The organism is Stackebrandtia sp. (assembly GCF_035643755.1).
GTDB lineage: Bacteria > Actinomycetota > Actinomycetes > Mycobacteriales > Micromonosporaceae > Stackebrandtia.
Genome location: NZ_DASQPW010000186.1, coordinates 1 through 11,552, shown reverse-complemented (window position 1 = coordinate 11,552; position 11,552 = coordinate 1). Strand labels below are relative to the sequence as shown.

Genomic DNA, 11,552 nt, shown 5'->3' with positions numbered 1-11,552 from the left:
GAAAGACGGTGACGATGAACGCTCCCGCTCGGCCCGAGGACGGGCCCTCGTCCGGCGAGGCTCCCGACGACGACCAGTCCGAGGTGTCGGGGCTGCGCGACCCGAAGCGGGCGATCGCGGCGCTCGGCGGCATCATCCTCGGCCTCGAGGCCCTGGTCCTGCTGCTTGCCATTGTGCCGCTTCGCATGATGGGCGTGCGGCATCTCGGTGCGGCGATCACCCTGGTCCTGATCATGGTGGTGGCCGCGATCGTCCTGGCGGGAATGTGTCGCCACGACTGGGCCTGGTGGGCGGGAGTCGGCCTCCAGACCGCCGTGCTGGTGTCGGGTCTGTTCTTTCACTGGGCCCTGCTCGGGGTCGGCGTCATCTTCGGCGCGACCTGGCTCTTCGCGCTTTCGGTGCGAGGCAAGCTATCCCGCCCGCCAAAGAGGTAAGATTTCTCGGCCCCCACAAGGGGGTTGGTGTCCATCCCCGACGGTTGCTACCCGCGCCCGCGGGGGGAATACTTGACGTGACGGGCATCTCTGTCCGAAATGCGACAACTGCATAGACAGATTGCGGATAGGCCGTCTCGGGTCCGCGGTCGACTCTGGGGAAAAGAGCCGTATCGCAGACCGAATTTACTCGTTTGAATGAGGGGGGACGGGGGCGCATCCGCCCTGTGAGACCATAGCTGACCTGGGAGTCGAGAAGGATGTCGAGCACAGCCGCAGCGCTGAACGCGGACTTCGATTGGGACAAGTTCAATTCAAAGTCCTATCAGGAACACAACTATCAGGATCTGCGATCGGACGATCTCGAGATACTCGAGATCGTCCGTGATCATTTCGCCTCCCACGCCTTTCCGCGGGCAACGCTGAAGGGCATCGACGTCGGGGCCGGGCCCAACCTCTACCCCACGCTGTCGATGCTGCCGTTCTGCTCCAGCCTCCTGCTGTACGAGTACTCCGCGTCCAATGTGAAGTACCTCGAATCCCAGGTGCGCGACCTGGACCCGTCCTGGGACAAGTTCTGGCGGGTGCTGGAGAAGCGCACCGAGTACAACGGCGTGGAGCCGCGCCGCCGCCTCGCCGAGATCGGGACGGTGCGCCAGGGCAACATCTTCGAGCTGCCGCGCCGCCAGTGGGACATCGGGACGATGTTCTTCGTGGCCGAGTCGCTCACCCCGGAGATGGACGAGTTCGACCACGCCGTGGCGTGTTTCGCCCGGTCGCTGGTGGACGGCGCGCCCTTCGCCGCGGCGTTCATGAAGGACTCCGCCGGGTACTATGTGGACGACCGCTGGTTTCCCGCGGTTGCGATCAACGCTTCCCATGTGTCACAGTGTTTGAAGGGCATCGCTCGCGATGTGGAGATTCAGGAAGTTACCTTCAACACCAATAATCCGCTGCGGGACGGATATGGCGGCATGCTGATCGCTACCGGCTTCGCCGTCGCCGCAGGCGACGAAGCGGAAAAATAATGGCGGAGCTATGAAGATTCAGCCTCGGCAGGCAATGCTCGACGTGTGGCGCTCGCTGATCAAATCGTCCTATATCGACGGATCTTGGCAGTGGGCGAGTGGCGGCAGGGCCGACTCGGTCGTCAACGCGCAGCAGCTCATGTGCCTGATGACGCCGGTGATGGAGATCGAGTCGCTGCGTTTCAGCCGCCCCGACGAGACCGCCGCCGATGTGCTGCAGGCCCTGCGCGGACTGGGCGACGCCGTCGAGCTTCCCCGCGCCGTGGTCAAGATCCTCACCGAGTTCTACGAGCTCCACAGCGTCGACGAGATCCCGCTGTTCAACGGCGGCGGCCACTTCACCCGGATGGAGGGCGACAGACTCCACCCCGAGGTGGAGCAACTGGACATTGTGGAGAGCTTCGCGCTGTCGGTGTCGCTGTCGCTGTCGGTGCTCACCTTCGCCCGCGAGTTCCGCAGCGTCGTCAGCCGCGAGGAGCTCATCAACCAGACCCTGCGCCTGGAGCGCCTGGCCAGCGACCGGCTCACCGCCTCCATGGTCGGCCTGCTGCGCAGCTTCACCGTGTTCACCTTCGACAACGACTCGGTGCCGGGCCAGATCATGCTGGAGACCGCCAACCAGTCGCGCCAGCCCGTCAACCGGGCGCAGGACCAGCTGCGCTCCGACCTGCGGGACGTCACCGCCGGCCTGCGCGACCTGCGGCTGGGGTCCGGAGACCCCGGCGACCTGGACGCCCCCAGCCGGCTCTACGAGGTCGGCTGGTCCTGGGGCGTCATCAAGGGAGCCCCGAAGATCGAGTTCGTCAAGGACGCCCACTCGCAGCGCGACGGCGTGGCCCTGGACGCCCCGTACCTGTACTTCACTGTCGTCGTGCTGGACATGGCCTCCGACCTGTTCACCGAGCGCACCCGGCTTCTGGCCCTTTTGGACGAGGACCAGCAGCGGCTGGCGGCGGCGCTCCAGTTGCGGTGGGACCTCACCCAGCGGTACTGGTCCATCCTGGCCAGTTATTCCGAGGGCCAGTGGCCCATCGAGGACCTGCCCTGGCGCACCACCGACGGCGCGGCCGAGGACTACTTCAGCCTCCTGGTCACCTCGATCTCCCTGCGCGAGATGGGTATCCGCAACGTCCCCGACCGCGACGTCCGCCGGCTCGGAGAGGTGCTGCGCGAGCTGGGAAACCGGGGCCGCATCACCCGGCGCCCCATGAAGGGCGACGACCACGCGATCGCGGTGCACGCCGACGGCCTGGACACCGAGCTGTCGGGCATCGAGACCACCGGCAGCGAGCTGCTGGGCTGGAAGATGCTGGACTACGCGGCGCTGCTGTTCAAGCGGGTCGTGGACGTGACGCGCAAGTTGCAGGACAGCCAGCTGCGCAACGACATGGCCGACCTCACCGACTCCATCTGGGATCACCTGTCGGCGCGCCAGATGGGCGGCGACACCTACCGTTCCCTGTGGGACCGTCCATCCTCGATCTTCAAGTCCCTGGTGCGGGACCGCCCGGACCCGACCTGGCAGATCACCCTGCGTTCGGTGGAGGCGCTGGTCTACGCGTGCGACCTGGCCTCCGGCGAGCCGCTGCGCAGCGACACGCTCATCACCCACGCCGAGGAGCTGCTGACCGAGGCGCAACAGCTGTACGACCAGGAGCTGCTGCGCGGCGGCGCCAGGGTGGCACCGTCCATTCAGGAGACATTGAGCCAGTCGAACGCCCGGCTGCTGCGGGCCGCGGAGATCATCGACCGCCGCCCCGGCAGCGCCGTGGCGATCACGCTGGACATCCTGCGGGACCTGGACCGCCTGGCCGCCGCCCGCCAGGACCGCGGCTGGAGCGAGTGATGTTGGTCTTCGCGACCTCCGACAAGGGAGGCACCGGCCGCTCGGTGACCAGCTGCAACATGGTCTACCGCTACGCCCTGCGCGGAGAGAACGCGTGCTATGTGGACTTCGACTTCGGCTCCCCGACGGCCGGAGCGGTCTTCGCGATCGAGGGCGTGGCGAGGGGAACCGAGGCGGGCGGGGTGCACGAATACCTGCTGGGGCACATCCCCGAACCCGACCGCCTCAACATCTGGGACAAGTCGGAGCGCGAGTCGATCCGGCGCCGCCCGGACCGCGCGGGCGAGCTCGTGCTGATCCCCGGCGACCGGGGCGGCGGCGAGTTCGCCGCCACGCCGGACATCGTGGATCGCTGCGCGGACCTGTTGCTGCGCCTGGAGGAGCAGTTCTCGCTCACCCTTGTGGACCTCTCGGCCGGGCGCTCGTACGCCGCCGAGATCGTGCTGACCGTGCTGGCCCGCCCCGAGTTCGCCGAGGTGCGTTCCCGGTGGCTGATCTACCACCGCTGGACCCGGCAGCACATCATCGCCGCCGCCGGACTGCTGGAGGGCGAGCGCGGCATCCTGCACACCGGCGCGGAACTCGGACACGACGAGCGCGCGCTGCGTGAGTCGATCCGCTTCGTGCGCACCGCCGTGGTGGACCCGGAGTCCGATGAGCTGTCGGGATTGCGGGCCCCGCAGGTGGCCTGGCTGCACGAGTGCAACAGCAACCTCCACAAGCTGGCCAGCGCCGAGCACATCGGACAGGCCACCACCCTCGGCATCGTCCCGCTGGACCCGGTGTTGCAGTGGCGGGAGCAGATCATCACCGAGTCCGACACCCACAACCGGGGCATCGCCAACCTCGCGACGGTTCGGGCCTTCGAGGGCCTGGCCGACCGGATCGACTCCGAAGACGCCTGGGTGCCGCTGTGACGCCCAAGCCCGCCGAGTTCTCCGAGGAGACCGCCCACCCCCGCGTGGAGTCGGTCCCGCTGTCGCACCTGTCCATCGAGGTGGGTCACCTGTACAGCGAGGACTACGAGCGCTCGGACGAGGCGCTCGTGGAGTACTTCCGGCGAATCGCCGCCTGGTCGCAGGCGGTGCGCCGACTGCACGCCGAGACACTGCGCCCGGTGCGTCCCCGCATCAGCACCTGCTTCCTCGTGGACGACTACTTCGGCAACATCGCCGGGCCGTCGGAGCTGATCACCCGGATCGAGGCCCTGGCCAAGCGCGCCGACCTCACCATCGACTACCTGGCCCGGGAGTCCTCCTGCGCCAACGGAAGCGGCCACCAGCCCGCCCGGCTCATGGAGTCGCGCATCGTCGCCGAGCCCTCCCCGGGCGACAACGGGGTGCGCCCGGCGATGACGGTGTCGGGCTGGCTCAGCAACGGGCAGCGCTCGCCGTCGACGTCCGGCGGCAACCCGGCGATGGCGGTGCGACCGGGTTGGAAGCCGCCCCGGGAGAACGCCGCCAACGCCCACTCCATCTTCGCCGACATTCAACTGTGGAGCGAAGACGACGGCCAGCGCCTCTGGTCCTGCGCGTTCCTGGCCTCGGTGTGGCAGCTGCTGCGGCTGGGATTGTTGCGCGACAACGGCACCGCCATGCACCAACCGGTGGGCCGCCTCCCCTCGCTGCCCGACCGCTGGGACGAGATGCCCCCGGTGATGCGGCTGTCGGAGCGCGCCGCCCCCTTCTGCGCCTACCGCGCCATGTCGATCATGGACAGCCGCTTCCTGCACGTCGAGCACGCGGTGCGCACCGTGCTGGGCCAGGTGAACGTCGAGCCCGTGGTCGCCGATCAGCTGCGCGAACGCGTCGAGGCCGAGAACCTCCCGCATTCGCCCGAGGCCGTCGACCGGCTGGAGTACGTGTTCACCGCGGGGGTCCGGGGCGGATAATTCCCGGTCCGGAGGCGGCGTCGCCTGGGCCCACAGGTTGTCGAACAGGTTGGTGAGCTGTTGCAGCGCCACCGGTTTCGTCGTGACGCGTGTGGACAGCTTCATCGCGTACGGCCGGGCCGCGGCGGTGGTCTCGTACACCAGCTCGTCGTCGAAGATGATGAAGTCGTGGGCGCCCTTGGCATCCACGCCGCGGGCGCTGGAGGGGTCGAGCACCCGGACGTCGACGCCGATGGCGCGCTGCTGCGAGATGATGTCCATGACCGCGCCGTCCATCCGCTTGTTGGGGACGTCGGCGATGAAGATGCGCTGAACGGTGACGCCGCGCTTGACGATCGCCTCCTCCTGAAGCTGGAGGTAACGCAGCCCCAGGTCGGTGGTCCACAGGCCACCGTCCACAAGGCCGACGTCCACGGTGGCCAGGCTGGTGGCCCGGATCGACCGCTGGGTGTTCTCCGCCAGCGCCAGGATCCAGTCCCGGTCCTCGCCGAGGTAGGTGACGTCGCCGTCGCGACCCAGGGTGGCCAGGAACTCCACGGCGCGGGTCAATTCCTTGCGCGCCAAGCGGGTCGCCAGGTCCGGCTCGTCGTTGCCCAGCGCGATGGCGCGGCGCATGTTCGCCTGCGCCATCTCGTCCTGGCTCAGGATTCCCGACATCACGGTCGCCTGGTACAGCTCGGTGGTCTTGAGCCGCTCCACGCTCTCCTTGACGCGCTTGTCCACCTCGGCCAGATTGGTGCTGATCTTCTCGTCCACCTCGACCAGCTCGCGCTGCTGGGCGACCTGGAGGTCGTCCACCTGATCCTGTACCTCGTAGAGGAACTGGCCCATGAAGATCACGCCCGCGACGAACACCGACGTCATCGCCGACATCGCTCCATTGTCGCCGATCACCTTCTCGGTCACGAAGAACGTGAGGGTGCCCAGCACGAGCGAGATGCCGATCTTGCGGAGCATGGCCATGGCGTTGTGGGGGTGCTCGGTCGAGGGGGTAAGCGGCACGGCTCGTCTCACAATCGGAAGGTGGGGGCGTACATGGTCACCGTCGCCACCGTGAACTGGTCGCGGACCCTTTGCACCAGGTTGTCCCATTGGCGGGCGAAGCCGGGGTTGGCCTCCAGCGCCTGCCACAGTTCGGTCAGGAGCCGATCGGTGCGGGCGGCGGGCATCCACAGTGGGATGAGGTGGTCGACGGCCGGTTGCAGCCGCTCGATGACCTCCGCGCGGGTGTGGCTGCCGATGCCGGCGCGGGAGACCACGCCGAGCACGGTGGTGATGAGCCAGTCGTGGACGGCGATGTCCTCGCACAGGGCGGCGATGCGGGACGCCGAGGTCACCGGGGTGGTGAGCCGCAGAACCCGCAGCGGGGAATCCTTGATGGTCAGGGAGATCGCGGCGGAGTCGTCGGGGGCGAAGGTGGAGTCGTCGGGAGTGTGCGCGGCCCAGCGCAGCCGGGTGCGGATGCCGCGCAGCGGCGGCTTGCGATCCAGCGCTGCGTTGCGCTGGATGAGATCCACGGTGCGGCCACTCACGGCTCCCAGGTTGAGGGATTGCGGCGAGACCGGTCCCTCCAGGACGCGTTCGTCCAGCCGCGACAGGTCGGCGGCGCGCACGGTCTCCAGCACCCCGGGCCGGGCCATGTAGTAGGACCACGGCAGCCGGCGCCCGTGTGTGCCGCGGCGGATCTCGGCGAAGGTGGAGCCCTGCACGACGTGTCCACCCACGACGGTGGCGCGCCCGATCGCGGTGCCTACCACACGAACCGCGCGGCCGGTGCCGGGAAGTTGACAGTCCAATCCGGCGAGAAACCGGGGGGAACGGGCGTAGGCCAAGGGGCGCGCGGAAAGCCGCACCCGCTCGCCGACGGCCAGACTGAGCAACTGCGTGACATCGTGGCTGTCCAGGGCGTGGGAGTGCTGCAAAAGGCCGGTTTGAACCTCACCAACCAGGACCATGAGATGCTCACACCCTTCGCGAGAATCCAAACCCCGCAACATAAAGCATATGCGCCCCACATATTTACCACTGTCAAATTAGTGACAGTTAAGGCGAACACGTGTCTATAGTCTGACGCGATGGGTGATCATCAGGGCAGCGACGCGCTGGTGATAGGCGCGGGAGTTTCCGGGCTCACCACGGCGGTGGTACTCGCCGAGGCGGGCTTCGACGTCAGGGTCATGACCAGTCTATCTCCACACCGGACGGTATCGGCGAAGGCGGGCGCCAGTTGGGGCCCCTTCATGTCGGGGCACAGCGAGATCGAGCGCTGGAGCGCCGCGAGCCGCACGACGTTCGTGCGGCTCGCCGGCGAGGACGGCAGCGGCGTGCATCTCAACGGCGGCATCGAGGCGTACGAGAACATGGCTCAGATCCCCGGCTGGGCGCGCGCGGTTCCCGGGTTTCGGCTCTGCCGCCCCGAGGAGATCCCGCGGGGATACACCGGGGCCTGGCGGTACACGATCCCGCTGATCGACATGCCGACGTACCTGGATTACCTGGCGTCCCGGCTCACCGCGTGCGGGGGCTCCCTTGAGGAGATCTCGCCGCTGACGTCGCTGGCCACGCCGCTGCGGGCGGCGAGCATCGTGGTGAACTGCACGGGGCTGGGCGCGCGCGAACTGGTCGGCGACGAGAAGGTGGTTCCCTGCCGCGGCCAACTGGCCATCGTGGACAACCCCGGGATCACCGAGTTCTTCCAGGACAACGTTGACGACGACGAGATCACCTGCATCTTCCCGCACGGCGACACCGTCGTGCTGGGCGGCATCTCGCAGTCCGAGGTGGACGACGAGGAGTACGACCTGGTGCAGGAGCGGCGTTTCCTCGACCGCTGCGCCATGATCGACCCCCGCCTGGCCTCCGCCCGGGTGCGGGAACGCCGCGTGGGCCTGCGGCCCCAGCGCGAGACGATCCGCGTCGAGCGCGACCGCCGCGAGCCGCGGCTGATCCACAACTACGGTCACGGCGGCTCGGGCGTCACGCTGTCGTGGGGCTGCGCGATGGACGTGCTCACCCTGGCCCAACAGAGCCGCGGCTGAGCCTCACGTCATCGCGTTGACGTGGACGGCCATGACCCCGCCCGCGGGAACGGTGGCCGACAGGGTGCCCGAGGAGTCCACCGTGTACGTCGGACCCGAGCAGCCGCCGTCGGACGGATCGCCGTTGGCCACGTCGCAGTAGGTGCCCGCGGGCAGGCCGGTGGCGAAGGTCGTGGTGAGGTCGGAGTCGGAGGCGTTGAACGCCGCGAAGGCCCTGTCGCCGCGGCCGAAGGCGATCTGGTTGGAGCCGTTGGACCACCAGTTGGTCAGGGCCGCGTCGCCCGCGGTGGTGCGAAAGGCGCCCATGTTCAACACGGTGCGCTTGCGGTGGGTGCAGTCCCAGCCGTCAGCGCACTGTCCACTGTCGTCGACGGCGGGTTTGGTGGTGCCGTCGGCGTTGGCGGGCGGGCCCGCGTCGGCGTTGTCGAAGGTGAAGCCCGACAACACGTGCGGCGTTCCGTACGGGTGGGCCATCTCGAACGCCTCGGCCATCTGGTACCGCGCGCCGTCCTTGTAGGTGAGCTTGGCGCGCCCGTTGCGCTGGGTGTCGTGATTGTCGATGAAGGACATCGCGTCGGAGGACTTCAACAGCATCCGCGAATCCAGGCTGGACAACGAATCCAGGGAACCGTTCTTGAAGGCGTCGCCCACCACGTCCCCGTAGCGGAACTCGGTGACGCGGCCGAGCCCCGTGTAGTCGGTCGGGCTCACCTCGCCCTGGCCGCCCTCGCTGACCTCCTGGAAGATCTTCGGGTCGCCGTGCAGCCCACCGTAGATCGCGCTCAGGTCGTCCACGGCGATGTGCTTGGCGGCGTCGACGCGGAAACCGTCGACGCCCAGGTCGATGAGACCGTTGAGGTAGTCGGTGATCTTGCCGCGCACGTAGTCGGTGTCGGTGGCCAGGTCGGCCAGGTCCACCAGCTCGCAGTTGCGCACCTCCCACTGGTCGGTCCAGTTGACGATGTCGTCGTTGCCGTTGCGCCCGCAGTGGTGGAAGTCGTTGGTGCCGTACGGGACCGAGGGGTAGTCGTAGTGCGAGTAGGTGCTTCCCGCGCTGCCGTTGCCGGTGGAGGCGCCGCCGGCCATGTGGTTGATGACGGCGTCGACGTAGACGTCCACGCCCGCGGCGTCGCAGGTCTTCACCATGTCGGCGAAGTCGGCCGCCGAGCCCCGGCGACTGTCCAGTTTGTAGCTCACGGGCTGGTAGTCCTGCCACCAGGGATAGCCCTGGTCGGGAAGCACCACGTGCTCCTGGGGCGGCGAAACCTCGATGGCCGGGAACTTCGCCGGCCCCAACACGTTGGTGCACTCGCCCGCCACCGACTTCCACGGCCACTGGAACAGGTGCAGCACCGCCCCGGAGTTGCCGATCGCCGCGGAGGCGTGGGGCTTGTCGGTGGTGTCGGGGTAGGCGACGCCGGTGGTGCCGGCGGCGACCAGCATGGTCGCGGCGGCGGCCACCAGGGCCTTGTACTTGGTACGCATGGTTCCTCGCTTCGGGTTCGATCCCGGCGCCGGGGCGGTATCGCAAGTTCTTGCGCGAGTTTTCAGGCACGCTATCGACATGCCTCCATGCGGTCAAGGGGGCGAATCGAGGCATTGGTCCAGTTCGGCCGGGATCTTGCAGCCGACGGTTGCGGTGTGACATCGCCCGCCTACGCATGGTCGTTTCGCCAGGCGACGGGCGCGCGGTCGCGGCGGCGGGCCCGCAAGATTTTTCAGTCCGGCACAAGAACTTGGCACACTCGGTGTAGCGTCGGGCGCGTTTGAAACCATCGTGAGGAGTCGACAATGAGTCTGCGTCAGGTGAGTCTCGGAAGCCAGGGCCTGCGGGTCTCCGCCCAGGGGCTGGGCTGCATGGGCATGAGCCAGTCCTACGGCGTCGGCAACGACGTGGAGTCGATCGCCACCATCGAGCGCGCCCTCGACCTCGGTCTGACCATGCTGGACACCGCCAACGTCTACGGGGCCACCGGCCTGTACGGCGTGGGCGCCAACGAAAAGCTGCTGGGCTACGCGCTGCGGAACCGCCGCGACGACGTGGTGCTGGCCACCAAGTTCGGCATCGTCGGCATTTCCCCCGACATCGGCTTCGAGCTGCGCGCCGACCCCGACTACGTCCGCGCCAGCGTCGACGCGTCGCTGAAGCGCCTGGGCACCGACCACATCGACCTGTACTACCTGCACCGCGTCGACCCGAACGTCCCGATCGAGGACACCATCGGCGCCATGGGCGAGCTGGTGGCCGACGGCAAGGTCGGCTACCTCGGCGTCTCCGAGGTCACCGCCGAACAACTCGAACGCGCCCACCGCACCCACCCGATCAGCGCCATCCAGAGCGAATATTCACTGTGGACCCGCGACATCGAGGACGCGGTGCTGCCCACCGCCCGCCGCCTCGGCATCGGCGTGGTTCCCTTCTCCCCGTTGGGGCGCGGCTTCCTCACCGGCTCGGTCAGCACCGCGTCCTTCGCCGACGGCGACATGCGCGCCAAGCTGCCCCGCTTCCAGGGGGAGGCGATGGACGCCAACCTGCGCGTCGTCGAGGTGGTGCGCGCCGTCGCCGAGGAGAAGGACGCGCTGCCCGGCCAGGTCGCCCTGGCCTGGGTCCACGCGCGGGGAGAGGACCTGGTCCCGATCCCGGGTACCAAGCGGGTGAAGTACGTCGAGCAGAACATCGCCGCCGCCGACCTCGCCCTGGGGGCGTCCGAACTGGAGCGTCTGGACGCCGTCGCCGCCCAGGTCACCGGTTCCCGGTACTGAGCCCCATCTCGGAATCGACGCCGAGACCCGCTCAACCGATGGCGCGCAACAGCTCCGCGAGCGAATCGGCGGTGTGGTCGAAGGCGTCGTCCGCGCGGGGCGGGTCGCCGTGGAGGCGCGGGACGTAGGCCGTGCGCAACCCGACGGCCTGGGCGCCCCGCAGGTCCCACGCGTGCGCGGCGACCAGCAGCACCCGCTCGGGCGCGTACCCGAGCAGGTCGGTAGGCAGGCGGTAGATCGCGGCGGCGGGCTTGTAGGCGCCCGCGTCCTGCGCCGACAGCACGAAGTGCCACCGCAGCCCCGCGTGGGCGTTGAGCGCCGCCAGCGTCGCGCGGCTGGCGTTCGACAGCCCCGCGATCGGCCAGCGGCCCGCGAAGGCGTCCAGTCCGTCGACGGTGTCGTCCCAGGGCCGCAGGCGGCGCTCGGCGGCGGCGAGCCGAGCGATCGCTGCGGGATCGGTGACGCCGCAACGGGAGGCGACCAGCTCGGCGGCCTCGCGGTCCACCGTGTCGCTGGCGGCGAAGGCCCGCTCGCCATTGAGCATCCTGGTCT

At 68.6% G+C, this 11,552-nt stretch carries 11 protein-coding genes and 1 pseudogene; 8 read left to right on the top strand and 4 right to left on the bottom strand.

The window, feature by feature from the left end:
• Positions 1-14: 14 nt before the first annotated feature.
• From VE172_RS13885 to VE172_RS13865, 5 genes are all read left to right on the top strand, one after another.
• Positions 15-434: a DUF4233 domain-containing protein gene (locus VE172_RS13885; RefSeq protein WP_324802516.1), complete on the top strand. Its 420-nt coding sequence runs from the start codon at positions 15-17 to the stop codon at positions 432-434.
• 260 nt (positions 435-694) lie between these two features.
• The gene (locus tag VE172_RS13880) at positions 695-1,462 is read left to right on the top strand and encodes an SCO2525 family SAM-dependent methyltransferase (RefSeq protein ID WP_324802515.1); all 768 of its coding nucleotides are present in this window, start codon (positions 695-697) and stop codon (positions 1,460-1,462) included.
• A 10-nt stretch (positions 1,463-1,472) separates the two neighbouring features.
• Positions 1,473-3,308 carry an SCO2524 family protein gene (locus VE172_RS13875; protein ID WP_324802514.1) on the top strand — a complete coding sequence of 612 codons (1,836 nt, stop codon included), beginning with the start codon at positions 1,473-1,475 and terminating at the stop codon, positions 3,306-3,308.
• On the top strand, positions 3,308-4,225 hold the full coding sequence (locus tag VE172_RS13870; RefSeq protein ID WP_324802513.1) for an SCO2523 family variant P-loop protein: 918 nt from the start codon (positions 3,308-3,310) through the stop codon (positions 4,223-4,225). The genes VE172_RS13875 and VE172_RS13870 overlap by 1 nt, the downstream gene beginning before the upstream one ends.
• Positions 4,222-5,199, top strand: a complete 978-nt coding sequence (locus VE172_RS13865; protein WP_324802512.1) for an SCO2522 family protein — start codon at positions 4,222-4,224, stop codon at positions 5,197-5,199. The genes VE172_RS13870 and VE172_RS13865 overlap by 4 nt, the downstream gene beginning before the upstream one ends.
• Before the next feature lie 75 nt (positions 5,200-5,274).
• On the opposite strand, the pseudogene VE172_RS25715 reads toward VE172_RS13865, so the two are convergent.
• Positions 5,275-5,814, bottom strand: a pseudogene (locus VE172_RS25715) (DUF6879 family protein); the annotation flags it as partial.
• Here VE172_RS25715 and VE172_RS13855 point away from each other — a divergent pair.
• Complete coding sequence (locus VE172_RS13855) at positions 5,720-6,001, top strand: hypothetical protein (protein WP_324802510.1); 282 nt, start codon at positions 5,720-5,722, stop codon at positions 5,999-6,001. The pseudogene VE172_RS25715 and the gene VE172_RS13855 sit on opposite strands and share 95 nt — an antisense overlap.
• A gap of 208 nt (positions 6,002-6,209) precedes the next feature.
• Here VE172_RS13855 and VE172_RS13850 read toward each other — a convergent pair whose 3' ends face one another.
• On the bottom strand, positions 6,210-7,154 hold the full coding sequence (locus tag VE172_RS13850; RefSeq protein WP_324802509.1) for an SCO2521 family protein: 945 nt from the start codon (positions 7,152-7,154) through the stop codon (positions 6,210-6,212).
• A gap of 120 nt (positions 7,155-7,274) precedes the next feature.
• Here VE172_RS13850 and VE172_RS13845 point away from each other — a divergent pair, with 120 nt between their 5' ends.
• Entirely contained in the window at positions 7,275-8,237 is a 963-nt protein-coding gene (locus tag VE172_RS13845; protein WP_324802508.1) for an FAD-dependent oxidoreductase, read from the top strand.
• 3 nt (positions 8,238-8,240) lie between these two features.
• Here VE172_RS13845 and VE172_RS13840 read toward each other — a convergent pair whose 3' ends face one another.
• Positions 8,241-9,722, bottom strand: a complete 1,482-nt coding sequence (locus VE172_RS13840) for an alpha-amylase (protein WP_324802507.1) — start codon at positions 9,720-9,722, stop codon at positions 8,241-8,243.
• A gap of 312 nt (positions 9,723-10,034) precedes the next feature.
• On the opposite strand from VE172_RS13840, the gene VE172_RS13835 reads away from it, so the two are divergent.
• Positions 10,035-11,000, top strand: a complete 966-nt coding sequence (locus VE172_RS13835; RefSeq protein WP_414715101.1) for an aldo/keto reductase — start codon at positions 10,035-10,037, stop codon at positions 10,998-11,000.
• Between the two features lie 31 nt (positions 11,001-11,031).
• Here the strand turns inward: VE172_RS13835 and VE172_RS13830 are convergent.
• Positions 11,032-11,552 (bottom strand): haloacid dehalogenase type II (locus tag VE172_RS13830; RefSeq protein WP_324802505.1); only part of this gene is annotated, 521 nt, incomplete at its 5' end.